Origin of the sequence: Streptomyces sp. NPDC017991 (assembly GCF_044328075.1) — a bacterium.
Classification (GTDB): domain Bacteria; phylum Actinomycetota; class Actinomycetes; order Streptomycetales; family Streptomycetaceae; genus Streptomyces.
Map to the genome: position 1 here is coordinate 805,408 of NZ_JBIRGP010000002.1, position 25,278 is coordinate 830,685.

A 25,278-nucleotide genomic window follows, 5' to 3' on the forward strand; every position below is an offset into this window, starting at 1 on the left:
GGGCCATCGGTGTGAACCCCGCCCGCGCGAGGCTTTCCGTGCCGGGGTGGTGGCCGGGTGTGCTCTTCGTATTGACGCACAGTGATCGGCATGGACAGCGGCGTGGACAGTGGCACGGCCAGCGGTACGGAGGGCGTCGGGGCGAGCGGCGTACGGACGGAGTCGGCGGTTCGGCGTGACGTTCTGGCGCGGCGGGTGCTGGCCGGGGCCGTCGCCGGGTGCTTCGTACTGGGGGGTGTGCTGGTCGTGATGCCCGACGGGGACCGCCGGCCGCCGCCCTCCCCCGGGCCCGTGGCGCGGGCCGTGACCGCGGTCGGGTCCGGGGCGCCCGCCTCGCTGCCCGATCTGGTGGCGCTGATCAGTGACCGCGAGGCCCATCTGCGGGCCCATCCGGGTGATGTGCGGTCGTGGGCCGAGCTGGGCACCGCGTATGTGGAGCGGGGCGAGCGGACCGCCGAGCCGCGGTACTTCCCGAAGGCGGACGCGGCGTTGCGTACGTCGCTGAAGGGGCGGCCGAAGGGGAACAGCGAGGCGTTCCGCGGGATGGCCGCGCTCGCCAACGCGCGGCACGACTTCCGGGCGGCGCGGAGGTGGGGGGAGGCGGCGGTCGCCGCCTCGCCGAAGCGGTGGAGCGGGTATCCGGCGCTGATCGACGCGTATCGGGGGCTCGGGGACTACAAGGGTGCGCGGCGGGCGCTGGCCAGGCTCGTCGAGCTTCCCCCGGGGGGCGGGGGGTCGGGGAACGGCGGGCCGCGGGCGCAGGTGTTGGTGCGGGCCGGGCTCGTGTACCGGGATCGGGGGTGGCGGGAGGATTCCGCCGCCGCGCTGTCCGACGCCGCGGCGCTTGCCGCTGCCCCCGCCGAGCAGGCCGACTGTCTGGTGCGGGTCGGGGAGTCGGCCTGGGAGCGCGGGGAGCCCGCCGAGTCGCTGCGCGCTTTCGAGGCCGCGCTGCGGGCCGATCCCGGGGAGCATGCGGCGCGGGCCGGGCAGGGCCGGGCGCTGGCCGCGCTGGGCCGGGACTCCGAGGCGCTGCTCGCGTACCAGTCCGCGCTGGCGAAGCAGCCGTTGCCGCGGTACGCGCTGGAGTTGGGCGAGTTGTACGAGTCGCTGGGGCTCGGCGGGGCCGCGCGGGCCCAGTACGACGTGTTGCGGGCGCGGGTGCGGGAGGGGGACGCGGCCGGGGTGAACGAGGAGCTGGTGCTCGGGCTCTTCGAGGCCGATCACGGGGAAGCGGGGGGTGCGGTGCGGCGGTTGCGGGGTGAGTGGGCTCGGCATCCGTCGGTGGCTGTGGCGGATGCGCTGGGGTGGGCGTTGCATCGGGACGGGAAGGACAGGGAGGCGATCGGGTTCGCGACCCGGGCCACGGATCGGGTGCGTGGGGGTGGGGCCCGGGTTGCTCTGTACTCGTTCCACCGGGGGGTGATCGAGCGGGGGCTCGGGAACGACCCGGGCGCTCGGCGGCATCTTGGCGAGGCGTTGCGGATCAGTCCGGTGTTCTCGCCGCTGCTGGTGCCGGTGGCTCTGCGGGCGCTGGAGGAATTGGGCGAGTCCGGGGGCGTGGGCGTGCCGCGGTAGGGGGTGGGTCGGGGCCGTGCCGGTACGTCGCGTCCGCCGCCTTCCGGGTGTACTGCTCCAAGGAGGAGGGCGACCGTTACTTGCCGGAGCCCTACGCGGCGGACCGCGACGTACCGGCACGGCCCGCTCCCGTGTGTGCCGGGTGCGGGCCGTGCCGGAGGGGGTGTTCAGAGGTTGCCGCGGCGTTCCTGCTCGCGTTCGATCGCCTCGAAGAGGGCCTTGAAGTTGCCCTTGCCGAAGCCCATGGAGCCGTGGCGTTCGATCATCTCGAAGAAGACGGTCGGCCTGTCCTGGACCGGCTTCGTGAAGATCTGGAGAAGGTAGCCGTCCTCGTCCCGGTCCACGAGGATCTTCAGTTCGCGCAGTGTTTCCACGGGGACCCTCGTCTCGCCCGCCCACTCGCCGAGGGTGTCGTAGTAGGAGTCCGGGGTGTCGAGGAACTGGACGCCCGCGGCGCGCATCGCGCGGACCGTGCCGACGATGTCGTTGGTGTTCAGGGCGATGTGCTGGACGCCCGCGCCGCCGTAGAACTCCAGGTACTCGTCGATCTGGGACTTCTTCTTGGCGATGGCGGGCTCGTTGATCGGGAACTTGACCTTGAGCGTGCCGTCGGCCACGACCTTGGACATCAGGGCGCTGTACTCGGTGGCGATGTCGTCGCCCACGAACTCCTTCATGTTCGTGAAGCCCATGACCTTGTTGTAGAAGCCGACCCATTCGTTCATCCGGCCGAGTTCCACGTTGCCCACGCAGTGGTCGATGGCCTGGAAGGTGCGCTGGGCGGGGGGCTCGACGATCGGGGCGGCGGCCGTGTAGCCGGGGAGGTACGGGCCCTCGTAACCCGTGCGCTCGACCAGGGTGTGGCGCGTCCTGCCGTACGTGGCGATCGCGGCGAGGACCACCGTGCCGTGCTCGTCCTTCACGTCGTACGGCTCGGTGAGGGGGGTTGCCCCGTGCTCGACCGCGTACGCGAACGCGGCGCGTGCGTCGGGGACCTCGATGGCGAGGTCGACCACTCCGTCGCCGTGCTCCGCCACGTGCTCGGCGAGGAAGGTGCCCCAGGGGGTGGCGGGCTTGATGACCGAGGTGAACACGAAACGGGCGGAGCCGTTCTCCAGGACGTAGCTCGCGGTCTCCCGGCTGCCGTTCTCCGGTCCGGAGTAGGCGACGAGCTTCATGCCGAAGGCCGTGGAGTAGTAGTGCGCCGCCTGCTTGGCGTTGCCCACGGCGAAGACGACCGCGTCCATTCCCTTGACCGGGAAGGGGTCTGCCTGCCGCGCGGTGTGAGGGGTGTGGTGCGTGGTCTGAGTCATGGGCGCAGGCTCTCGCCCTTCTGCAAGGTGCGCAACAGTTTGTGATTTGGCTGGACAATGTGTTCAGTGGTAGGCCCGGTTGTGCCGACGTCTTGTACAGGGTGACCACTGTGGAGGTGCTTGTGGGGATCGATCGTTTGGACGGGCGGCTTCTTGTGCTGCTCGCCGAGGAGCCCCGGATCGGGGTGCTGGAGATGTCCCGTCGGCTGGGTGTCGCGCGCGGGACCGTGCAGGCGCGGCTGGACCGCCTTCAGTCGAATGGAGTCATCCGGGGATTCGGCCCGCAGGTGGATCCCACGGCCCTCGGATATCCCGTCACCGCTTTCGCGACCCTGCAGATCCGGCAGGGGCAAGGCGCGGACGTACGGGCGCACTTGGCGACCGTGCCCGAGGTGCTGGAGCTGCACACGACCACGGGCGGCGGGGACATGCTGTGCCGGCTCGTGGCCCGGTCCAACGCCGATCTGCAACGTGTGATCGACCGGGTTGTCGGTTTTGATGGCATTGTCCGGGCCTCCACGGCGATCGTCATGGAGAACCCCGTTCCGCTGCGGATCATCCCGCTGGTGGAGCAGGCGGCGCGGGACGACGACGGCTGAACGACTGGGGCTACCGAGTGGGGTGACAGCGGTGAACTTCTGGGAGTACCTCGGCAGTCGTCATCAGCAGCTCCTCGCCGACGCCTTTCAGCACGCCAGCGCGGTTTTCCAGTGCATGGTCGTCGCCACTGTCGTCGGGGTGGTGATCGGAGTGGTCACCTATCGCAGCGACTGGGCCGGGAACCTCGCCACGATCACCACGGCGACCCTGCTGACCATTCCCTCCCTCGCCATGATCGGTCTGTTGATCCCGGTGGTGGGGCTGGGTGTGCCGCCCACGGTCGTCGCTCTGACCCTGTACGGGTTGCTGCCCATCGTGCGGAACTCGATCGTCGGGCTGCGCGGCGTCGATCCGTCGCTGGTGGACGCGGCGACCGGTATCGGGATGTCGCGGCTCGCCCGGCTCGTACGCGTCGAGCTGCCGCTGGCCTGGCCGCCGATCCTGACCGGGATCCGGGTCTCCACGCAGATGCTGATGGGGATCGCCGCCATCGCCGCGTACGCCTCCGGGCCCGGGCTCGGCAATGAGATCTTCCGCGGTATCGCCTCCCTGGGCAGCAGGAACGCGCTCAACCAAGTCCTCGCGGGCACGCTCGGGATCATCGTCCTGGCGCTGCTGTTCGACGCCGCGTACGTCCTCATCGGGCGGCTGACCATCCCTAGGGGGATTCGTGTCTGAGACAGCCGGGGCAGCCGGGGTAGCCGGGGCAACTGGGGCGGCTGGGGCAACGAGGGCAGCTGGGACCGTGGAGGGGGCGCGGGAGGGTGGCGGTGGGCGCGACGCCACCGGGGCCACCATTCGGCTGGAGAGTCTGAGCAAGCGGTATCCGGGGAGTTCCGATCCCGCTGTCGACAGCGTCGACATGGAGATCAACGCCGGTGAGCTGGTGGTGCTGGTCGGGCCCTCCGGGTGCGGGAAGTCCACCACGCTGAAGATGATCAACCGGCTGATCGAGCCCACCGGCGGGCGGATCCGGATCGGTGGCGAGGACGTCACCCACATGGATCCCGTGAAGCTGCGGCGGAAGATCGGGTACGCCATCCAGTCCTCGGGGCTCTTCCCGCACATGACCGTCGCCCAGAACATCGGACTCGTACCGAAGATGGTGGGCTGGTCGAAGACGCGGGTCGCCGAGCGGATCGAGGAGATGCTGGATCTGGTGGGGCTCGATCCCGGCGAGTTCCACGGGCGCTATCCGCGGCAGCTGTCCGGTGGGCAGCAGCAGCGGGTGGGCGTGGCGCGGGCGCTCGCCGCCGATCCGCCCGTGCTGTTGATGGACGAGCCGTTCGGTGCCGTCGACCCCATCACTCGTGACCATTTGCAGGACGAGCTGATCCGGCTGCAGCACGAGCTGCACAAGACGATCGTCTTCGTCACGCACGACTTCGACGAGGCCATCAAGCTCGGTGACCGGATCGCGGTGCTGCGCGAGCAGTCGCACATCGCGCAGTTCGACACCCCGGAGGCGATCCTCACCAACCCCGCCGACGACTTCGTGTCCGGGTTCGTGGGCGCGGGGGCCGCCCTGAAGCGGCTGAACCTGACGCGCGTACGGGATGTGGAGATCACCGACTATCCGACGGTGACCGTCGACGATCCGCTGCAGGAGATCTTCAACAGGATCAGGGCGAGCGGTACGAACGAGATCCTGCTGCTCGACCGGCGGGGGCGGCCCTACAAGTGGCTGCGGCGCGGAGACCTCATGCGGGCGCGGGGCTCGCTGGCCAGGGCCGGTACGCCGGTGAACGACACCGTGACCCGGGACGCGACGCTGCGGGACGCGCTGGAGGCGGTGCTCACGGACAACGCGGGGCGCGTCGTGGTGACCGGGCGGCGCGGCGAGTACACCGGCGTGGTGGACATGGAGACGCTGATGAACTCCGTGCAGGAGATGCTGGAGGCCGACCGGCTCGACGCGATGGAGCACCAGCACGAGCTGGAGGAGTCCCGCACCGAGCAGCCCCGTCACGAGCAGTCCCGTCATGAGCAGTCCCGTCATGAGCAGGAGGGCGTGGGTGGCGGCGGGGAGGGGGAGGCGTGAGGACTCCCGGAACCGGTCGCGATGCCGACGCGGAGACCCAGGACGCCCGTACGGGGCACGGAGGGCCGCGCCCCGGATCCGGGGACGCCGGTCCGGAGGCCGGGCGGGAAGCCGCCTTCGACCAGGATCTCGCCGTGGTGACCGCCAAGCCCGCGGCCTCCAGGATCAGTTGGCTGAAGCTGACCCTCCTGCCGACCGTGCTCGTCGTCGGGCTGCTCTGCACCTGGCTCTGGTTCCGGCAGGCGGACCTCGACCCGCTCTCCGAGAACGCGCTCAGCAACGGGCAGGTGTGGAAGGCCCTGCGCCAGCACATCGAGCTGACCGTGATCTCCACCTTCTTCGTGCTGATCATCGCGATCCCGCTCGGCATCCTGCTGACGCGCGGCGCCTTCCGCAGGGCGACCCCGGTCGTCATGACCTTCGCCAACATGGGGCAGGCGACGCCCGCGATCGGGCTGCTCGCCCTGCTGGTGATCTGGCTGGGCATCGGCCGGAAGGCGGCACTGATCGGCATCATCGCGTACGCCGTCCTGCCCGTCCTGTCGAACACGATCGCCGGGCTGAAGGCGAACGACCCGACGCTCCTGGAGGCCGCCCGGGGCATCGGCATGTCCCCACTCGGCGTGTTGAGCCGCGTCGAACTCCCGCTGGCCGTTCCGCTGATCCTGGCCGGGGTGCGGACCGCGCTCGTCCTGAACGTGGGCACGGCGACCCTCGCCACGTTCGGCGGAGGCGGCGGTCTGGGCGTACTGATCACGACCGGGATCACCAATCAGCGGATGCCGGTGCTGGTCCTCGGCTCGATCCTGACCGTCGCGCTGGCACTGCTGGTCGACTGGCTGGCGTCACTGGCCGAGCTCCTGCTCAGTCCGCGCGGGCTGGAGGCGGGCTCATGAGACGGGTTACGGGTCCGGTGGCGGCGCTGGCCCTGCTGGCGGCGGTCTCCGGGTGCGGGCTGACCAGCGGTTCGCCCATGGTCGACGATGTGAAGCCGGGGTCGGTCGGGAAGGGGCAGCCGCTCAAGGGCGCCGATCTCACCGTGACGTCCAAGGAGTTCACCGAGCAGCTCATCCTCGGCGCGATCATGGGGATCGCCTTCCAGGCGGCCGGCGCCGACGTCCTCGACCGCACGGGCATCCAGGGGTCCATCGGCTCCAGGGAAGCGGTCAAGAACGGGGACGCGGACGCCGGTTACGAGTACACGGGCACCGCATGGATCACCTACCTCGGCAACAGCGACCCCATTCCGGATCCGCAGAAGCAGTGGGAGGCCGTACGCGAGGCCGACCTGAAGAACGGGCTGACCTGGCTGCCCCCTTCGAAGCTGAACAATACGTACGCGCTCGCCATGAACCAGGCCAACTTCAAGAAGTACGGCACCAGGACGCTCTCCGAAGTGGCCGCCCTCTCCAAGAAGGACCCCAAGGCCGTCACGGTCTGCGTGGAGAGCGAGTTCGCCAACCGGGCGGACGGGATGCCGGGCATGGAGAAGGCCTACGGCATGAAACTGCCGAGCGGGAACATCACGCAGATGGACACCGGGATCATCTACACCCAGGTGAAGAAGGGCAGTTGCGCCTACGGGGAGGTCTTCACCACCGACGGGCGCATCAAGTCCATGAACCTCGCCGTGATGGCCGACGACAAGAAGTTCTTCCCCAACTACAACGTGGCTCCGCAGATCAACACGAAGGCCCTGAAGAAGTACCCGGCGATCGCCGAGGTCCTGGCCCCGATCACGAAGCGGCTCGACAACGACGTGGCGCAGGAGCTGAACGCCAAGGTGGACGTCGACGGGGAGGATCCGCACGCGGTGGCGCTGGACTGGATGAAGGCGGAGGGCTTCGTGAAGGAGGGCTGAGCGTCAGCCGTGCTGCTCAGCAGGAGGGGACCGGACCCCGGCCCTTCTCCAGTGCCACCAGGGAGTCGACGGCGCCCTTGAGGGTCGTCACGGGGATGAGACGCAGCCCCTTCGGCAGCTCCGACTCGGCGTCCGAGCACTCCGCCTTCGGGACGAGGAAGACGGTGGCGCCGTCGCGGCGGGCGGACTGCGTCTTGAGGGCCACTCCCCCGACCGCGCCGACCTTTCCGTCGGCGTCGATCGTTCCCGTACCCGCGATGACCCGGCCGCCCGTGAGGTCGCCGCCGCTGCCGTCGCCGTCCAGCTTGTCGACGATGCCGAGGGAGAAGAGGAGCCCGGCGCTCGGGCCGCCCACGTCGGCGAGCTTCAGGGTGACCTCGATGTCGTCCGACCGCTCGCCGAGCTGGTCCAGAGCCGCCTCGGTGGCGGTGTCCTGGGACTTCTTCATCTCCTCGGCGTTGTACTCCTCGATCTCCTTGACGCTGTCACCGCTCGGGTAGACCGAGTCCCGCGGCATGACCGCACGGTCCGTACGGAACCAGCCGTCGAGCACGTCGCCGAAGCTGACGTCCGCGTCCGGGCCCGTCGCCTCGATGGTCGTCATCCGCAGTTGCCCGCTCGTCTCACGGGCCTTCGCGCCGGAGATCGTGATCACCGGGTCGCCCTTGTTCTCGCCGAGCACATCCGCCGTCATGCCGGGCTGCGCCAGCGAGAACGGCAACGGCGCGAACACCGCCACGGCGAACAGCCCCACAACGGGCAGAGCGCACACGGCGACGGCCCAGGGACGCGAGAGACCAGAGAATCGAAAAGACACGGGATCAATCTAACGGAGAGCGACATCACTTCCCCCGGGGGCATACACCGGCCCACGAGAAACAGCCCAGCCCTTCAAGGGGCACGGGGAACGGCGCAATCCTTTGGGGGCGCGGGGAACGGCGCAATCTTCTAGGGGCGCGGGGAACGGCGCGACCAGCCACAGCGGCCCGCAGACGACACACAGCCCCACCCCGCCGCCCCCCTAAGCCCCGCGCAGCGCAGCGCAGCGCCCCCCAGGGACACCGTCACCGCAACGCGTCCGCCACCTCCCGCGCCGCGTCAACAACCCGCGGCCCCACCCGCTCGGGCACAGCGTCCGCAAGCATCACCACCCCCACACTCCCCTCCACCCCCGTCACACCGACCAGCGCCGCCGCGGCCCCACTCGCCCCGGCCTCCAGCTCGCCGTGCGTAAGGGTGTAGCCGAGCTCACCGTCCACGCCCCCGGCCCGCGCGGCGAGGATCGCCTTCCCGGCGGCCCCCCGCTCCAGCGGATGCCGGAACCCGGCGCGGTAGGCCACGTGGTAGTCGGTCCACGTCGGCTCGACCACGGCGACGGCGAGCGCCTCCGTACCGTCGACCAGTGTGAGATGGGCGGTCGCCCCGATGTCCTCGGCCAGCGACCGCAGCGCGGGCAGCGCGGCCTCGCGGACCAGCGGATGCACCTGCCGGCCGAGCCGCAGCACACCGAGCCCGACCCGGGCACGGCCGCCCAGGTCACGGCGGACGAGGGCGTGCTGTTCGAGCGTGGCGAGCAACCGGTACACAACGGTCCGGTTGACGCCGAGTTTGTTGGACAGCTCGGTGACGGTCAGACCGTGGTCGGTGTCGGCGAGCAGCTTGAGGACACGCAGTCCCCGGTCGAGCGTCTGGGAGGTTTCCGCGGTCACGACGCCCACTCCTTAGTGGTGAGAGTCGGCGACCCCCTACGTGGCGGACGCGTCACCGGTCCCATCGGCGACGCGCGTCAGAGGCCGCCGGTCGGCTGCGTCCCGGGTACTCCCGGGCGGGCACCGGCTGCGCTCCGCGGCGGCGCTGCCACGGGGCGTGTGCGTAGCGGGGACAGTAGCGAGCTGGTTCGCTCAGCGGAAGGCTCCGTCCAGAATCCGGTCATGCGCAGGTACGGACCGGTCCTGGTTACCCGCGGTTTGATCCACTTTTGGTCGTATCTGAGCAGCTCGGGCCACCCGGCGTACACCGCCCCCGCACAGAGCGCACACGCGAGCGAGCGCCGGTGCCATCGAGGCACCGGCGCTCGTACCGGCGTACGGACGCGGGGGCCCCAGCATGCGGACGCGCGTCAGGTCAGGTCTCTCCACGCCGTGGCGGTCACCGCATACGGGTCGCCCACTCCTGCACCTTCTCGATCCGCTGACGCAGCTGCCCGGCGGTCGCCTCCGCACTCGGCGGGCCGCCGCACACGCGCCGCAGTTCGGTGTGGATCACGCCGTGGGGCTTGCCGCTCTGGTGGACGTACGCGCCGACCATGGTGTTGAGCTTCTTGCGCAGCTCCAGCATCTCCTTGTGGGAGACCACGGGGCGGCGCTCGGCGGGCAGTTCGAGGAGGTCCGCCTCGTCGTCCGGCTTCTTGCGGCTGTGCGCGATCTGCCGGGCCTGGCGCTTCTGGAGGAGGAGCTGGACCTGGTCGGGTTCGAGGAGGCCGGGGATGCCGAGGTAGTCCTGCTCCTCCGCGCTTCCCGGGTGGGCCTGCATACCGAACTCGGCGCCGTCGTAGAGGACCCGGTCGAAGACGGCCTCGGACTCCAGCGCCTCGAAGGAGAACTGTTCCTGTTCGCCGGTGTCCTCGTCCTGCTCCTTGTTCGCCTCCTCCATCTCCTTCTCGGATTCGGCGTACGGGTCGTCCTCGGTCTCCTTCTTGGGCTTGTCGAGGGCGTGGTCGCGCTCGACCTCCATCTCGTTGGCGAAGGTGAGGAGGTCGGGGACGGTCGGCAGGAAGACGGACGCGGTCTCGCCTCGCCGCCGGGACCGTACGAAGCGGCCGACGGCCTGGGCGAAGAAGAGGGGGGTCGAGATGGTGGTCGCGTACACGCCCACGGCGAGGCGCGGTACGTCGACGCCCTCGGACACCATCCGGACGGCGACCATCCAGCGGTCGTCGCTCGCCGCGAAGTCGTCGATGCGGCTGGACGCGCCCGTGTCGTCGGACAGGACGACGGTGGCCTTGGCGCCGGTGATCTCGCGGATGAGCTTGGCGTAGGCGCGGGCGGAGTCCTGGTCGGAGGCGATGACGAGGGCGCCGGCGTCCGGGATGCCCTTGCGCACCTCGGTCAGCCGCCGGTCGGCGGCGCGCAGCACGCTGGGCATCCACTCGCCGCGCGGGTCGAGGGCGGTGCGCCAGGCCTGGCTGACGGCGTCCTTGGTCATCGGTTCGCCGAGCCGGGCGGCGATCTCGTCCCCCGCCTTCGTCCGCCAGCGCATGTTGCCGCTGTAGGAGAGGAAGATGACGGGCCGCACGACGCCGTCGCCAAGGGCGGAGCCGTACCCGTAGGTGTAGTCGGCGGAGGAGCGGCGGATCCCGTCGTTGCCCTCCTCGTACGCGACGAAGGGGATGGGGTTCGTGTCGGAGCGGAACGGCGTACCGGTGAGCGCGAGCCGTCGGGTGGCGGGCTCGAAGGCCTCCAGGCACGCCTCGCCCCAGGACTTGGAGTCACCGGCGTGGTGGATCTCGTCGAGGATGACGAGGGTCTTGCGCTGCTCGCATCGGTTGCGGTGGAGCATGGGCCGTACGCCGACCCCGGCGTAGGTCACGGCGACGCCCTGGTACTCCTTGCTGAGCGGGCCCGCGCTGTACTCGGGATCCAGCTTGATCCCTATCCGAGCGGCCGCCTCCGCCCACTGCTTCTTCAGATGCTCGGTCGGCGCGACCACGGTCACCTGCTGCACGACATGGTGGTGCAGCAGCCATGACGCGAGGGTCAGCGCGAAGGTCGTCTTGCCGGCGCCGGGCGTGGCGACGGCGAGAAAGTCACGCGGCTGCTCCTGGAGGTACCGCTCCATCGCCCCTTGCTGCCAGGCACGCAGCTTGTTGGCGGTGCCCCAGGGGGCCCGCCCGGGAAACGCGGGCGACAGATGGTGCGAGGACGCGGCGCTGGCGGCAGTGGCGGCGGTGGTAGTCACGGTCTCCGGGGGGATGGTCGAGCGGCTCGGTTACGTATGACGACGGCTGCGTATGACAACCGGGCCACCCTACCGGCGCCCCGTGAACGTCAACGCGCGGACGACGCTGGGTCCCTCCTGGATGGGACTCAGGTCACATCGCCGAGGGAGACTTTCCGCCGCGCATGCCTTCCCCCGGCGTCCCCGCGTCCCCTCCCGGCGTCCTCACGGAACCCGCAGCCGCGTGGTCACCCACGCCCCCGCCAGCGCCACACCCGCCATCGGCAGGAACACCGCCACGAACGCGGCCGGGTGGCCGCCGGAGGCCTGGGTGGCCGTGTGCGCGACCGTGCCGCCACCGAGCGCCGCGAAGGCCGCGCCGCCCGCGGCGAGGAGCAGGACGTTGGCGAGGCCGTCGGACATCTGGAGGGCGGCGGAGTTGTTCCCGGCCTGGCCGGGAGCGGAGAGGTGGAGCAGCAGGACGCTGGTGGAGGAGATCACCAGACCCATGCCGAAGCAGCCGAACGCCCAGGCCACCGCCACCGTCCACACCGGCACCCCGTCGATCAGCACGGTCGGCGCGGCGGCGATGGAGGCCGCGGTCAGCACCATGCCGAACATCATCAGCCGCTCCCGGTACGGCTCCACACGCGCCCTCGCCTGCACGAAGGAACCCAGCGCCCAGGTGCCGCCGCCGGCAGCGAGCGAGAACCCGGCGAGCGTCGGCGACAGGCCCCGCTCGGTGACCAGCATCAGCGGCACGAAGGACTCCGCCGCGATGAAGGAGCCCGCCGCCACCCCGCGGAGCAGCACCACGGACGGCAGCCCGCGCGCCGCCAGGTAGGTGCCCCGCGGCAGCAGCCCGAGCACCGCCGGGACGAGCAGCGCGGCCCCCGCCACGCCCGGGACCAGGGACAGCCACCGCAGGTCCTGGGCTGCGTACTGCAGCAGGCCGGCGCCCGCGGAGATGGCAAGGGCCAGCCGGATGCGCCGCCGGTCGAAGGGCGCGGGAAGGGTTCCCTCCTCCGGTCCGGACGCCCGCCTGCGTATCTGCGGCAGTGCGAGCGCCAGCGGCAGGAGGACCAGCACCGGTACGCCGACGAAGACCCAGCGCCAGCCGAGGTGCTCGGTCACCGCGCCGGAGGCGAGGGGGCCGACGACGGACGGGACCACCCAGCTCGCCGCGAACGCCGCCATGATCGACGGGCGCAGCCGTGCCGGGTAGGCCCGTCCCACGACCACGTACAGCGCGACGATCACCAGTCCACCGCCCAGGCCCTGTACGGCCCGGCCGAGGATGAACAGCCACATGACCCCCGCCGTCCCGGACAGCAGCAGCCCCGCCGCGAAGGCCCCTATCCCCGCGGTGAGCGACCCCAGCGGGCCGGCCCGGTCGGACCACTGCCCGGCGAGCACCATGCCGAACAGGCTCGTCGTGAAGTACCCGGAGAACGCGAACGCGTACAGCGAGATCCCGTCCAGCTCCCGGGCCGCCACCGGCATGGCCGTCCCGACGGCCGTCGCCTCGAAGGCGATCAGCAGCACGACGGACACGATCCCGATGCTCAGCGCCCGGTGGGAACGGCTGAGGACGCCGTCCGGAGCGACGGTTCCGGCCGGTGTGCTCGGGGTGGCGGCGACGCCGGTGTCGCCCGGTTCCAGGGAGGTCATACTCGCCAGGGTAAGGGGCAAGACCGACCCTCACCCCTGTCGAAAGACGGCCCTGACCTGAGACCTTGGTCGTACGACCACCCACGCCGACGCCCCCCTCCGCCTCGCCCCTCCCTTTGTGAACGCCGTATGGCAGTCCCGTTGCAGCCCCCGCGAGCCCCTTGGCCACCTCCCGCCCGGGGCCTACGGTCGGTACATCGAGTCCGGAACATCGGAGTCGAGTTCGGCCGTGTGCCCGAGTGGCTTAGGGACTCGCCTGCAAAGCGAGGCACGTGGGTTCAATTCCCGCCACGGCCTCCGGTTCGGTGTCGGGGCCGGCTGCCTTCGGGTGGTCGGCCCCGCGTCGTGAGCGGGGTGGGCGTCGTGGGCGGCTCAGGTCGTCCCGGGGCTCGTCAGAGCACCCCTCCCGCCTCGTCCTGGAACATCTCCGTCCAGTAGTGCCACCCGGCCTCCTGAGAGGCGCCCGTGGGGTCGACCGCCGACAGAGTCTGCGTCATCGTCGTGGCGAGCTGGTCGTAGGCCTCCTCGGTCAGCTCGTGGGACAGGGACTCGTCGATCGTTCGCTCGCGGTGGAGCAGCCACAGGGTGAAGGCCAGGGTCGAGACGTCCGTGTTCAGCGCGTGCAGCGTGGCGTCGGGCTCGCTCCAGTCGAGGATCGCGCCCGTCTCGCCGTCGACGATCAGGCTGTTGTCCTCGACCAGGTGGCCCAGGCGTATCAAGTGGTTGGCGTCTCGCGGGAGTTGGTCGGGCGTGAACACGTCCGGGCGCTCGTCCTCGTAGTACTCGGCGAGCGTCGGCAGCGGCACGTCCGTGTCCAGGTGGAACAGGAAGCCGTCCTCGGGCAGGCCCGTCTCGCGCAGGAAGTGCCGCGTCGGCTCGTGTGCGAGGGCGGCGGGGAAGTCGACGTCCTCGAAGCGCACCACCCGTCCGGGCCCGAACTCCTGGTCCAGCAGGCGGGCGGGGAGGTCGAGGGCGAGCGCGGAGTCGGCCGGCGGGCCCGCCACGAGGGCCATCGGGCGGATCAGCGCCGCCATCTTCCAGAACGGCGGGACCTCGCCGTCGACGCCCTCCTCGAACAGCGCCAGCAACTGCCGCGACATCGCGGTGACGGCCTTCGGGCCGAACCGGCCCTCGTAGAACGCGAACTGGCCGCTCCTCGCGGACATCTCGTCCGTCGCCGTCACAAAGTCCGTGAGCGTCCGGAGCGAGGGCGCGAGCGGGACGCGGTCCATCAGGTCGGGGCGGTCGTGGAGGAAGAACGTGGTGGACACCTCGCCCGTCGCTCCGTCGAGCAGCACCGACTCCGTCTCCGTGCCGGCGGGGTCCCGCAGCGCGCCGATCACCAACTGGTCGCGCAGTTCGGGCGGGAGAGCGGCCGGGTCTCCCGTCGAGTCCCCCACCGTCCGCAGTCCGTCCTCGCGCAGGGGCTCGAACGTCAACAGGCCGCTGTCACACGGCAGTCCGGGTCCCGTCAGCCAGCGTCGTGTCGGTGCGTGCGTGACGTACGGGTCCAGTGCGCCCTCGTGCAGAGTGATCGTCTCGGTGCCGACTCCAACTTCAACTCCACCTTCAACTCCGGCTCCAACGCCGATGCCAGTGCCGGTGTCCGTCGTGCTCATCGTTCCCCCGTGGATCGTTGTTCACAGTCCCCCGGCAGGACCGGTCCGGGCGGCACGCGGGCATGCACACGCACCTGCACACAGGCATGCCGCCACGCACGCCAAGGCATCCGGATGCGCCTCGAAACACCCGGAGAACGGCCCGCCGCCCAGCGGTCCTCCCCCACTGACCAGAACACTACCCGGCACCACTGACAACGCCCCGGGAATACCCCGCGAACGCCCTGACCAGCGGATTCCCGTGACTTTGCGGCTGCCGTGACGCCGGTGATCAGGACCACGCGGTACAGCATCGGCACCGGATCGACCCGGCCCGACCCAGCCCGTTCTATGCCCGGAGGGACTCGCGCCGCGTCACTGCGTCGCCGTCACCACGGCCGCCTGGGGCCTTATCGGCAGCCGGTTCACCGGGCGTCCCGTGGCCGCCCGTACCGCGGACGCGACCGCCGCGGGGGACGTGACGACCGGGACCGCGCTGACGGCCTTCGCTCCGAAGGGCGCGACCACGTCGCGCTCCTCGACGAGCTTGACAATGCGGATGTCGGGGGCGTCGAGGGCGGTCGGCAGCGAGTACCCGGTGAGGTCGGGGTGGCGGACGAGCCCGCGCGCGGTGCGCAGGTTCTCCGTGAGGGCGGCGCCGATGCCCTGGGTGACACCGGCCTCGATACGGGCGGTGAGCTGCGCGGGGTTCAGAATGCGGCCCACGTCCTGGGCGAGCGCCAGTTCGACCACGCGCACCGAGCCCAGCTCGATGTCCACGTCCACCACCGCGCGGATCGCGCAGAAGGCGAGGCCCACGAAGGCGTCGCCCTGGCCTGCGCCGTCCAGCGGCTCGGTGGGGTGCGGGCGGCACTGCGCGGTCGCCCACAGCTCCTTGCCGTCCATCGCCTCGGCGACGGTCGTCGACAGCACGCCGTCGTACGACGTGATCTTGCCGTCGGTGATCTGGAGCAGCTCGGTGGACATGCCGAACTTGTGCGCCAGGGGCTGCAGCAGCTGCGTACGGACCATCTTGGCGGCCCGTTCGACGGCGCCGCCGGACACCCAGGTGTGCCGGCCGCGGGCGCTGGGGCCCGCGGGGGGCTGGTCGGTGTCCACGGAGGCCACGTGGACCTCGTCGATGCCGAGCGTCTCCTGGACGATCTGCCGGGCCAGCGTGGTGAAACCCTGGCCGGTCTCCACGGCCGCGCAGAGCACGGTGGCGATGCCGTCGTGGACCTTCACGGTGGCCGTCGAGACCTCGTCCGTGCCCTCGGCGCCGAGCATGTGGACCATGCCGAGGGCGTAGCCGACGCCGCGCCGCACCGCGCCGGGTTCACCGGCGCCCTCGGGGCCGCCGGGGAGCAGCCACTCGTCCTCGGGGGTGTCCTTGGGGAGGGCAGGCAGCGGATAGTCCTGGACGGCCTGGAGCAGTTCGGCCACGGGGGCCGGGCAGGTGACCGTCTGGCCGGTCGGCAGAACGTCCCCGGTGGCCAGTACGTTGCGCAGGCGCAGGTCGGCCGGGTCGACGCCGAGCTTCTTCGCCAGCTTGTCCATCTGGGCCTCGTAGGCGGCGCACACCTGCATGGCGCCCTCGCCGCGTACGTGTCCGGAGGGCGGGTTGTTGGTGCGTACGGCCCAGCCCTCGATGAAGGCGTTCGGGACGACGTACGGGCCGCAGGCGAAGGAGACGGCGGCGGCGAGGGCCTCCGACGAGGTGTCCGCGTACGCGCCCGCGTCGAGGAGGATCTGCGCCTCGACCTTCACCAGGCGGCCCTCGGCGTCCGCGTGGTGGCGGTAGCGCAGCAGCGTGGGATGCCGGTGGACGTGCCCGAGGAAGGATTCTTCGCGGGTCGCGGTCAGTTTGACCGGGCAGCCGGTCTTGAGGGCGAGCAGCCCGAGGGGGAGCTGGAAGCCCTGGTCCTCGCGGTCGGCGGTGGCGCCCGGCACGCCGGTGACGACGACCTTCACGCGCTCCGGTTCCAGCCCGTAGCAGGCGGCGGCCGTGTCGCGGTCGGTGTGCGGGTCGGTGGACGCCACGTAGAGCTCGACCCCGCCGTCGGGGCGGGGCACGGCGAGGCCGGCCTCCGCGCCGATCGGGGCCGGGTCCTGGCGGCCGATGCGGTACAGGCCCTCGACGACGATGTCGCCGGCCGCGTCCGGGTCGCCGTGACGCAGCGGGATGTGGCGGATCAGGTTGCCGTCGGGGTGCAGGGGCTCGGCCTCGAAGGCCTGCTCCGGGTCGGTCACCGGGTCGAGGATCTCGTACTCGACGATGACGGCCGCGGCGGCCATGCGCGCGGTGTCGGGGTGGTCCGCGGCGACGGCCGCGATGGCCTCCCCGTGGTGGCGTACGACGTCGGAGGCGAATACCGGGCGATCGGCCCTGCCGCGGCCGAGCAGGGCGGTGCCGGGCACGTCCTCGTGGGTGATGACGGCCCGTACGCCGGGCATCTCGCGCGCGTGGGTGGTGTCGACGGACAGGATGCGCGCGTGCGGGTGGGGTGATCTCAGGACGGCCGCCCACAGGAGGCCCTCGGCCCACAGGTCCGCCGCGTACGGGAAGGTGCCCTCCGTCTTGGCGCGGGCCTCCGCGGACGGCAGGGACACGCCGAGACCGTGCGGCGGCGGCTCCGGCACGGTGCCGGGCTGCGCGGTGGTCGCGGTGGCGGTGTCGTTGCTCACGCCTGGCCTCCGTCCTGGCCGTACGGCTGCTCGTGGGACTGGTTCGACTGGTGGGGCTCGAACGCGGACGGGTTGACGCCTCCGGCGCCGGGGCCCGCCTGGTGCGGGATACGGGCCTCGTCGCCGTCTCCGGAGTGCTCGGCCGCCGCGTGGGCCTCGCGCTCGGCCACGACGTCGCGTACCGCGTCCAGGACGCCCCGGTAGCCCGAGCAGCGGCACAGGTTGCCGCACAGGGCCTGGCGGGTCTCCAGGTCGGTCGGCGCCGGGTTGCCCTCAAGGAGGTCGTGCACGGTCATCGCCATGCCCGGGATGCAGAAGCCGCACTGCACGGCGCCGCACTTGGCCAGTGCCCGCTGGACGTCCGAGGGCTGCCCGTCGGCGGCGAGGCCCTCGACGGTGCGCACCTCGCTGCCGGCGGCGGTCACGGCGGGCACCAGGCAGGACGCGACGAGCCGGCCGTCCACCTGGACGTTGCACGCGCCGCACTCGCCCTGCGAGCAGCCGTCCTTGGCGCCCGCGAGACCGAGGCGCTCGCGCAGTACGTACAGCAGCGATTCGCCGATCCAGGCGTCCGTCACGGGCCGTTCGACGCCGTTCACCCGCAGGACGTACGCGGCGAGGGGGTGGTCGTTGTGCGGGGCGATGCCCTGGGAGTCGTCCGACCCGGACTCGGACCCGGACTCGTCGACGGCGGCGGCATCGGTGTCCGCGAAGGACGCGGCGTGCGCGGAGGACTCGGCGGACTCGGCGTCGGAAAACTCTTCGCCGGGCTCCTCCGTAGAGGCCGCTTCCGGCGCAGAGGCCGCTTCCCGCTCGGCCGCGGGGTCGTCCGCGAATTCGTGGCGGTCGTGACGGGACGCGGCGCCGGACGCTTCCTCGCGGCCCTCGTCGCGGCCCGTGTCGCGCTCCACGGAGACGGCGATCTCGTCGGCGTGCGCTCCGGAGACGTCGATGATCTCGGCGGCGCCGTGCTCGGCGGGGGCGTGGGGACCGGTCCCGTCGACGGGCGGCTGCTGCTCGGTCGGCTGCTGGGCCCACGGCTCGTCGGCCCAGGGCGCCGCCGCCCCGCCCGGCAGCGTGGCGGGCGCGTTGCCGCCCCACTGCTCGACCAGCGAGGACGTGGTGAACTCACCGGACTCGTCCGGCAGATCACCGTCGGCGACCGGGATGGACCACTGCCCGGTGACGTCCTGACCCGAAGGGTCGTGCCCCGGCCCGCCGTGTCCGTGCGGGCCCTGGTCGCCCTGTGCGGGCTGGTCGAAGTTCCACTGGCCGGTGGCCCCGGGGTTGTACGCGAACTGGTCCTGGGGGGCCTGCCGGTGCTCTTCGGGGAGGGCGTTCGGGTCGGGCCACCGTACGTCCTGCCGCTGCCCGGGGCCGGCCGCCTCGGGCGGTGCGCCCCATGCGCCGGGGGACCCCGGGTCGTTCTCCGCACCCGTGCCGGGCGCGACCGTTATCGGCGGCGGTACGTAGCCGTGGCCGGGCGCGGCGAGCGGCGAGTCCGCGAGGAGGGCGTCGATGCCCCCTTCGGGGAGCTTGACGAAGGCGGTGGCGCCGTCGTCGTAGTCGCCCTGGGGCAGCGGGTCCCAGCGGCTGCCCGCGCGGGGCACGCCCTCACCGTGCTGATCTCCGTGCTGGTCGTCGGTCACGACAGTGCCCTCCCCAGTGCTCGTCGGGCCAGCGCGGCGACGGTACGCCGCAGGTGCAGTACGGCGGGCGGCAGCTGCGGTACGGAACCGTCCTCCTCGGGGGCCGGATCGGGGATGCAGGCCGCGGCGACGTACTCGCCGAAGGCGGCCAGCGCCTCGGGCACGATCGCGCGGTTGTTGTCCCAGTCGATCAGCGAGGCGACCCACTGCTCGGCGTCCAGGGGCCGCAGCGGCATCGGCGCTATGGCACCCACGGCGCACCGCACCCCGCGCCTGGCGGGGTCGAGGACGAGCGACACGGAGGCGATGGCCCGCCCGGGGCCGGTCCGTCCGGTCGCCTTCAGGAAGACCTGCGGCGCGTGCAGCAGCGGCACGCGCACGTACCCGATGAGTTCGCCGCCGCGGAGCATCTCCATGCCCGCGAGCAGGTGCGACACGGGGATCTCACGGCGGGCGCCGCCCGGGCAGGCGATGATGAGGGTCGCTTCCAGCGCGGCCAGCACCGGGAGCGCGTCCCCGGTGGGGGACGCCGAGGCGATGTTGCCGCCCAGGGTGCCCGCGTTGCGGATCTGCGGCGGTCCGGCGGCCCTCGCGGCGGCCGCCAGGGCCGGGATGAGGGCGGCGAAGTCGGGGCGCCCCATACGGGCGTGGGTGAGGCCCGCGCCGAGGAGCGCGTGGCCGTCCTGGTACTGCCAGCCGCGGATCTCGCTGATCCGGCCGAGGCCGACGAGTGCGGCGGGCCTCAGCTGCCCCGAGTTGACGGCGGCCATGAGGTCGGTGCCCCCGGCCACGGGGACGGCGGCGGGCATGGCTGCGAGCGCCGCCACGGCCTCGTCCAGTGAGGCGGGCAGCGTCACGGCGTGCGCCGCCTGCGGTGCGTGCGTGGTCAAACCGGCTGCCCCTTCCCGCTGCCCCACCTGGTCCCACCTGTGTTGCCGTACGGTACGTGCTGACAGGGCGGACGTGGCAACTCTGGCACATCTTCCCGGTTCCCCGACGCGGGGGTCCGCTAGGAGGCATTCCTACCCGCCACCAGCGGATGGTCCGTTTTCGCACTACTCGCCCGTCAGAGCCAATTGGCGGTTTTCGTTGCCTCTTGGGTGTCTTTCTCCGCAGTGGCCACCGTCCCAGGGTGCCGTGGCGGACGACACCCTCCGGGAGCCGCCTCACACGTTCGGGGGCGGCCCCTCGATCGGACGTCCGAGCACCCCGGGGCGCCGCTGCCACGGCAACGGCCCGGCGGGTGGCCGGTAGGCGACTCCCAGGGCGTCAAGTCGCGCGTAGTGCGCGGTCATGCGCTCCTCGAAGTCCGCGAAGTCGCGTTCCGCGGGCGGGGGCAGGGCGCTCCAGGCGACCTCCGCGAAGGCCACGAGCCGCGGGAATGCCTGGTAGTCCACGCGGGCCCGGTCCTCCATCACCTCGGTCCACAGGTTGGCCTGGGTGCCCAGCACGTGCCGCGCCTGAGCGGGGGTCAACTCCGGTGGAACGGGCTCGAAGCGGTAGACGTCCTCCAGGGTGCGCACGAAGCCGATGGGCACCGGCTCGTCGGGTCCCTCGGCCTGCCGGTGGTCCAGGTACACCTGCTGCTCGGGGCACATGACGACGTCGTGGCCGGCCCGTGCGGCCGTGATGCCGCCCTGGTAGCCGCGCCACGAGGAGACGGCGGCCCCCGGGGCGAGCCCGCCCTCCAGGATCTCGTCCCAGCCGATCAGCCGGCGTCCTCGCGCGCTCAGCCAGTCGTCGAAGTGGCGGATGAACCAGGACTGCAGTCCGTCCTCGTCCACGAGGCCCAGTTCGGTGATCCGTGCCTGTGCCGCGGGGGACGCCTTCCACTGGTCCTTGGCGCACTCGTCGCCGCCGATGTGGATGAACTCCGAGGGGAACAGGCCGAGGAGTTCCTCGAAGACGCCCTCGTAGAAGCGAAGGACGTTGTCAGTGGGTGCGAGTACGTTTTTGGAGACGCCCCAGGTGTCCCAGACGGAGAGGGAGTGCGTGTCGATGACATCGGTGTTGCCGAGTTCCGGATATGCGGCGATGGCGGCCTGCGAGTGCCCCGGGATGTCGATTTCGGGGACGACGGCGATATGCCGTTCGGCGGCGTACGCGACGATCTCGCGGATGTCGTCCTGGGTGTAGTGGCCCCCGTGCGGCTTCTCCTCCCAGTGGGGCGAGGCGCGATGACCGAATTTGGTGCGTGCCCGCCATGATCCGGTCTCCGTGAGCTTCGGATACCGCTTGATCTCGATACGCCAGCCCTGGTCGTCCGTGAGGTGGAAGTGGAAGACGTTGAGCTTGTGCGCGGCCATCAGGTCGAGTTGGCGCAGGACGCCGTCCTTCGGCATGAAGTGCCGCGAGACGTCGAGCATCAGACCGCGCCAGCCGAATCGTGGTGCGTCCTCGATGGTCCGGTTCGGGACGACGTGTGTGACCCCCGGTCGGACGGGCGCCCGCCGGAAGGCTTCCGGGCCGATGAGCTGACGCAGTGTCTGGGCTCCCCAGAACACTCCGGCGGCGCTTCCGCCGCGGATCTCGACGCCCCGTCCGGAATCGGCGTCGAGTACGTAGGCCTCCGGCTGGAGGGACTCGTCGATACGCAACCGCAGGGTGTTCGGGGCGTTTTCCCCACCGGTCGCGTTTTCGGCGCCGATCGCGCTTTCGGGGCCGGAGGCGTTTTCGGAAGCGGGCGGCAGCGAAAGTCCCAGCGCGGCGCCGAGGGTGAGGCGCAGCCAGCGTTCGGTGGTGCCCGTGCCGGGCCCGGCCCACAGGGTGGTGGCCGCGTCGAGCCGGACACCTGGGCGGGCGGACTCCCGCACCGAGCGGGGCGCCGGGATCACACCGGCCGGGGCCGCGGGAGTCGCGTCGCTCGTGTCAGCGCTCATGTCAGTCCTTCACCGCGCCGCCGAGTCCGGAGACCAGGCGTCGCTGTACGAGTACGAAGAAGATCAGCACGGGAATCGTCATCACCGTGGACCCGGCCATCACGCCGCCCCAGTCCGGATCGTCGGGCTTGTAGAAGACGAGGAGGGCCATCGGCAGCGTGGACTGCGAGGTGTCGCTGATGATGAAGGATTTGGCGAACAGGAAGTCGTTCCAGGCGGAGATGAACGAGAACACGCTGGTGGCGACGAGTCCCGGAAAGACCAGCGGGAAAAGGATCTGCCACAGGAACCGCGTCCGGCTCGCCCCGTCGATGTGGGCGGCCTCCTCCAGCGCCTCGGGGACGGCCTTCACGAAGCCCCGCAGCATCCAGATCGCGAAGGGCAGTGAGAAGGCGATGTGCGGCAGGATCAGCGCGCCCAGGGTGTTGAGCTGACCGAAGTCCCGCATCTGGAAGAAGAGGGGGATCGTCAGTGCCTCGACGGGCACCATCTGCGCGACCAGGAACATGATCAGCAGGGTGGTCCGGAAGCGGAAGCGGAATCGTGTCACGGCGGTCGCGGCGAGAAACGCGATGAGCGCCGAGACGGCGACGACGGTGACCGCCACGACAAGGCTGTTGAGGAAGTAACGGCCGAATTCCTGCTGCCCGAAGACGCGCCGGAAGGAATCCAGCGACGGGGAGAGCGTCCAGGGCCGCGGCTCGGTCGACTCGATCTCCGCGGCCGGTTTGAAGGCGCTGAGCGCCATCCAGTAGAGGGGGAATGCGACCACCGCCGCGATCAGCAGCGCCGAGGCCTCCGCGGCCAGCCGCCACGGCCGTCGCACGGAACGGCGTACGAGATCGCGCACGAATCCGGTCTGCGCGGAATCCCTGGACGTCACGGAACTCACAGCTCCTCCCCCTGCCTTCGCAGCATCCTCAGATAGACGAGCGTGACCGCCAGCAGAATCAGCAGCATCACCACTCCGATCGCCGACCCGAGGCCGTACTGGGAGGACGCGAAGGCCTTTTGATACGCGTACACGTTCAGGACGAGGTTCTGGCCCGCGATGCCGCCGCCGTTCGTCATGACGTAGATCTGTGTGAAGACCTTGAAGTCCCAGATGACCGACTGGATGGTGACGACCACCAGGATCGGGCGGAGCATCGGCGCGAGCACCGAGCGCCAGATCCGCCACTGGGAGGCGCCGTCCAGGGAGGCGGCCTCCAGGACCTCGGAGGGCACGGCGCGGATTCCGGCGTACACCGTGACCATCACGAACGGGAAGGAGCACCAGACGACTTCGAGCAGGACGAGGGCGAAGGCGCTGTACCGGCCGTACGTCCACGAGTGGTCGCCGAGTCCAAGGACCCGGTTGACCGGCCCGAAGTCGGGGTCGAACAGGAGCAGCCACACCGTCGACCCGGTGACCGCGGGGGTCGCCCAGGCGCCGAGCGCGGCCAGCATCAGGGCGAGCCGCGGCACGGCACGGACACGTGTCAGGAGGACGGCGAGCGCGCAGCCGACCGCGAGGGTCGACACGACGCACGCCGACGCGAACACCACGGTGGCCAGCAGGACGTGCCAGAACTGCTCGTCGCGGAAGAGCGTCGCGTAGTTCCCGAAGCCCTGGAAGGACGTCGGCTCCCCGCCGCTGACCTGGGCCTGGGTGTACTCCAGGAACGAGATCAGCCCGAGCTGGTAGACGGGGTAGACGAGCAGGCCGCCGATGACGACGAGCGCGGGGGCGAGGTAGAGCCAGGGCGTCCAGCCGCCGCGGGCGAGCGGGGATCTGCGCCCCGCCGCGGGGCCGCGGCCCGGCCGGGGCGCCTTGGCGGCGGCCCCGGCCGACGAGCCCTGCACGACGGGTCCGGCCGCCGGGGCCGGCCCGGGGGCGGCCCCCGGAGCCGGCACCGGAGCGGACACCGCGAGCGGACGGTCGGTCATCCGGCTCATCCGGCGGAGCTGAACGCGTCGTTCATCTTCTTGGCCGCGTCCTTGGAGGCGGCCTCCACGCCCTTACGTCCGCTGACGACCTCCTGGAACATCGTCGGCAGCACCAGGGACGCGTCGATCTGCGACCAGGCGGGCGAGGCCGGGACGAACTTGGCGCCGGAGCCGAGGGTCTTCACGAAGGGCTCGACGAACGGTTCGCGCTTCGCGACGTCCTGGCGCACGTCCGTGAACGTCGGCAGGAAGCCCATCGCGTCGAAGAGCGCGCCCTGCGTCTTCTTCGACGCGAGCTGTTCCATCAGGTCGACGGCGAGTGTGCGGTGGGTGGTGCTCTTGAGCACACCGAGGTTGTTGCCGCCCGCGAAGGCGGGGGCGATCTCACCGGCCTTCACCCCGGGCAGCGGTACGACCTTGTACTTGCCCTTGACCTTCCCCGCCTCGATCGCCGCGTGGCTGAAGTCGCCGCCGATGGCCATGCCGGCCTTGCCGGAGGCGAACGCCGTGACGGTGTCGTTGCCGCCCATGCCCGCGCACTTGGCGGCCGGACAGTTGTCGTCGCCGAAGAGCGAGGTGTACGCCTTGATGCCCTTCTGGGCCTCCGCGCTGTCGATGGTCGAGGCGTACGAGCCGCCCTTGCCCTCGGCGATCTCACCGCCGTTGGACCAGATGAACGGCATGGCGCCGTACGTGTAGGCGCCGCCGACAGCGAGACCGTACAGCTCCGGCTTCGCCTGCCGGATCTCCTTGGCCGTGCTGATCAGCTCGTCCTGGGTCTTTGGCACTTCCAGGCCCAGGTCCTCGAATACGTCGGTGCGGTAGTAGAGGGCGCGCACACCGACGAAGTACGGGGCCCCGTAGATCTTGCCGTCGACCGTGACGGACTGCTTGGCGGTCGGGTCGGTGTCCTTGGACTCGCTCCAGTCCGTGAACTCCTCGCTGACGTCCGCGAGTCCGCCGTCCTTGACGTACCCGGCGGTGTCCGTGTTGCCGTACTCGATGAGGTCGGGCGCGCTCTTGGGGTCGTTGAAGGCCGCCTTGATCTTCTCGGCGCGGGTCTCGACGGGGATGTACTGGACGTCGACCTTCGTGCCCTTGTGGGCCTTCTCGAAGGCGGTGACGACCCCGTCGACCACCTTCTCCTTCGGCGCGTTGGTGACCTCCTGGAAGAGCCACACGCGCAGGGTGCCGCTCTTCTCGTCCTTCCCTCCGGAGTTGTCGGACGACTCAGGGGCGCAGGCGGTCGCCGTGAGCCCGGCGACGACGAGTGCGGCGATCGGGGCGGCCATGCGGGCAGTGCGGTGTGCGAGCTTCATGGGGGCGTCCTCCGGGGGCGCGTTGCAGCACGTGCAATGGTGGTTTTGCGCTGCACAACACCCGGGAGGCTATGGAGTACATGAACATGCCCACAAGAGGTCTCAACCACTCTGTGACCGGTTGAAGCACTCCGTGCAACGGGTGGGCGGGACAAAGACCCCGGATCCGCCGCATACGCCGACCGCGCCCGGAGCCCCCGCCGGTCAGCCGGACACGACAGG

19 protein-coding genes and 1 tRNA gene are annotated in these 25,278 nt (G+C 71.1%); 7 read left to right on the forward strand and 13 right to left on the reverse strand.

Going from position 1 to position 25,278, the window contains the following annotated elements:
• The first annotated feature begins 90 nt into the window (after positions 1–90).
• A complete protein-coding gene (locus ACH4DZ_RS08095) occupies positions 91–1,575 on the forward strand; it encodes a tetratricopeptide repeat protein (protein ID WP_398286103.1) in 1,485 nt (494 codons plus the stop codon).
• Positions 1,576–1,742: 167 nt separating this feature from the next.
• On the opposite strand, the gene hppD is transcribed toward ACH4DZ_RS08095, so the two are convergent.
• Positions 1,743–2,888 (reverse strand): 4-hydroxyphenylpyruvate dioxygenase, encoded by a 1,146-nt coding sequence (hppD, locus tag ACH4DZ_RS08100; protein ID WP_398286104.1) that lies wholly within the window; start codon positions 2,886–2,888, stop codon positions 1,743–1,745.
• A gap of 122 nt (positions 2,889–3,010) precedes the next feature.
• On the opposite strand from hppD, the gene ACH4DZ_RS08105 reads away from it, so the two are divergent.
• The 5 genes from ACH4DZ_RS08105 to ACH4DZ_RS08125 all read left to right on the forward strand — a co-directional run bounded on the left by ACH4DZ_RS08105 (position 3,011) and on the right by ACH4DZ_RS08125 (position 7,390).
• A complete protein-coding gene (locus ACH4DZ_RS08105) occupies positions 3,011–3,487 on the forward strand; it encodes an Lrp/AsnC family transcriptional regulator (protein WP_107016413.1) in 477 nt (158 codons plus the stop codon).
• Between the two features lie 31 nt (positions 3,488–3,518).
• Entirely contained in the window at positions 3,519–4,166 is a 648-nt protein-coding gene (locus tag ACH4DZ_RS08110; protein WP_398286106.1) for an ABC transporter permease, read from the forward strand.
• A gap of 67 nt (positions 4,167–4,233) precedes the next feature.
• A complete protein-coding gene (locus ACH4DZ_RS08115) occupies positions 4,234–5,529 on the forward strand; it encodes a betaine/proline/choline family ABC transporter ATP-binding protein (RefSeq protein WP_398286107.1) in 1,296 nt (431 codons plus the stop codon).
• 134 nt (positions 5,530–5,663) lie between these two features.
• Positions 5,664–6,425 (forward strand): ABC transporter permease, encoded by a 762-nt coding sequence (locus ACH4DZ_RS08120; RefSeq protein ID WP_398286238.1) that lies wholly within the window; start codon positions 5,664–5,666, stop codon positions 6,423–6,425.
• Positions 6,422–7,390 carry a glycine betaine ABC transporter substrate-binding protein gene (locus ACH4DZ_RS08125; protein ID WP_398286108.1) on the forward strand — a complete coding sequence of 323 codons (969 nt, stop codon included), beginning with the start codon at positions 6,422–6,424 and terminating at the stop codon, positions 7,388–7,390. Before ACH4DZ_RS08120 ends, ACH4DZ_RS08125 begins: the two co-directional genes overlap by 4 nt.
• 16 nt (positions 7,391–7,406) lie before the next feature.
• Here the strand turns inward: ACH4DZ_RS08125 and ACH4DZ_RS08130 are convergent, their stop codons facing one another.
• The 4 genes from ACH4DZ_RS08130 to ACH4DZ_RS08145 form a co-directional block, all read right to left on the reverse strand.
• A complete protein-coding gene (locus ACH4DZ_RS08130) occupies positions 7,407–8,207 on the reverse strand; it encodes a S16 family serine protease (protein WP_398286109.1) in 801 nt (266 codons plus the stop codon).
• A 247-nt stretch (positions 8,208–8,454) separates the two neighbouring features.
• Positions 8,455–9,099: an IclR family transcriptional regulator gene (locus tag ACH4DZ_RS08135; RefSeq protein WP_210882227.1), complete on the reverse strand. Its 645-nt coding sequence runs from the start codon at positions 9,097–9,099 to the stop codon at positions 8,455–8,457.
• Positions 9,100–9,538: 439 nt separating this feature from the next.
• Positions 9,539–11,347 carry a DEAD/DEAH box helicase gene (locus ACH4DZ_RS08140; protein ID WP_398286110.1) on the reverse strand — a complete coding sequence of 603 codons (1,809 nt, stop codon included), beginning with the start codon at positions 11,345–11,347 and terminating at the stop codon, positions 9,539–9,541.
• Between the two features lie 204 nt (positions 11,348–11,551).
• The gene (locus ACH4DZ_RS08145; RefSeq protein ID WP_398286111.1) at positions 11,552–12,997 is read right to left on the reverse strand and encodes an MFS transporter; all 1,446 of its coding nucleotides are present in this window, start codon (positions 12,995–12,997) and stop codon (positions 11,552–11,554) included.
• Positions 12,998–13,222: 225 nt separating this feature from the next.
• Between ACH4DZ_RS08145 and ACH4DZ_RS08150 the strand changes: the two genes are divergently transcribed.
• Positions 13,223–13,294 (forward strand) — tRNA-Cys (locus ACH4DZ_RS08150).
• 95 nt (positions 13,295–13,389) lie between these two features.
• Here ACH4DZ_RS08150 and ACH4DZ_RS08155 read toward each other — a convergent pair.
• The 8 genes from ACH4DZ_RS08155 to ACH4DZ_RS08190 all read right to left on the reverse strand — a co-directional run bounded on the left by ACH4DZ_RS08155 (position 13,390) and on the right by ACH4DZ_RS08190 (position 25,056).
• Complete coding sequence (locus tag ACH4DZ_RS08155) at positions 13,390–14,616, reverse strand: SUKH-4 family immunity protein (protein ID WP_398286112.1); 1,227 nt, start codon at positions 14,614–14,616, stop codon at positions 13,390–13,392.
• Positions 14,617–14,970: 354 nt separating this feature from the next.
• A complete protein-coding gene (locus ACH4DZ_RS08160; RefSeq protein ID WP_398286113.1) occupies positions 14,971–17,280 on the reverse strand; it encodes a xanthine dehydrogenase family protein molybdopterin-binding subunit in 2,310 nt (769 codons plus the stop codon).
• Positions 17,277–18,929 (reverse strand): 2Fe-2S iron-sulfur cluster-binding protein, encoded by a 1,653-nt coding sequence (locus ACH4DZ_RS08165; protein WP_398286115.1) that lies wholly within the window; start codon positions 18,927–18,929, stop codon positions 17,277–17,279. Before ACH4DZ_RS08165 ends, ACH4DZ_RS08160 begins: the two co-directional genes overlap by 4 nt.
• The gene (locus tag ACH4DZ_RS08170; RefSeq protein WP_398286116.1) at positions 18,926–19,819 is read right to left on the reverse strand and encodes an FAD binding domain-containing protein; all 894 of its coding nucleotides are present in this window, start codon (positions 19,817–19,819) and stop codon (positions 18,926–18,928) included. Before ACH4DZ_RS08170 ends, ACH4DZ_RS08165 begins: the two co-directional genes overlap by 4 nt.
• Before the next feature lie 276 nt (positions 19,820–20,095).
• Entirely contained in the window at positions 20,096–21,808 is a 1,713-nt protein-coding gene (locus tag ACH4DZ_RS08175) for a beta-N-acetylhexosaminidase (protein WP_398286117.1), read from the reverse strand.
• 1 nt (position 21,809) lies between these two features.
• Positions 21,810–22,691, reverse strand: coding sequence for a carbohydrate ABC transporter permease (locus ACH4DZ_RS08180; RefSeq protein WP_398286118.1), 882 nt, complete (start codon positions 22,689–22,691; stop codon positions 21,810–21,812).
• 5 nt (positions 22,692–22,696) lie between these two features.
• On the reverse strand, positions 22,697–23,737 hold the full coding sequence (locus ACH4DZ_RS08185) for a carbohydrate ABC transporter permease (protein WP_398286239.1): 1,041 nt from the start codon (positions 23,735–23,737) through the stop codon (positions 22,697–22,699).
• Between the two features lie 5 nt (positions 23,738–23,742).
• Positions 23,743–25,056: an extracellular solute-binding protein gene (locus ACH4DZ_RS08190; protein ID WP_398286119.1), complete on the reverse strand. Its 1,314-nt coding sequence runs from the start codon at positions 25,054–25,056 to the stop codon at positions 23,743–23,745.
• Positions 25,057–25,278 lie beyond the last annotated feature (222 nt).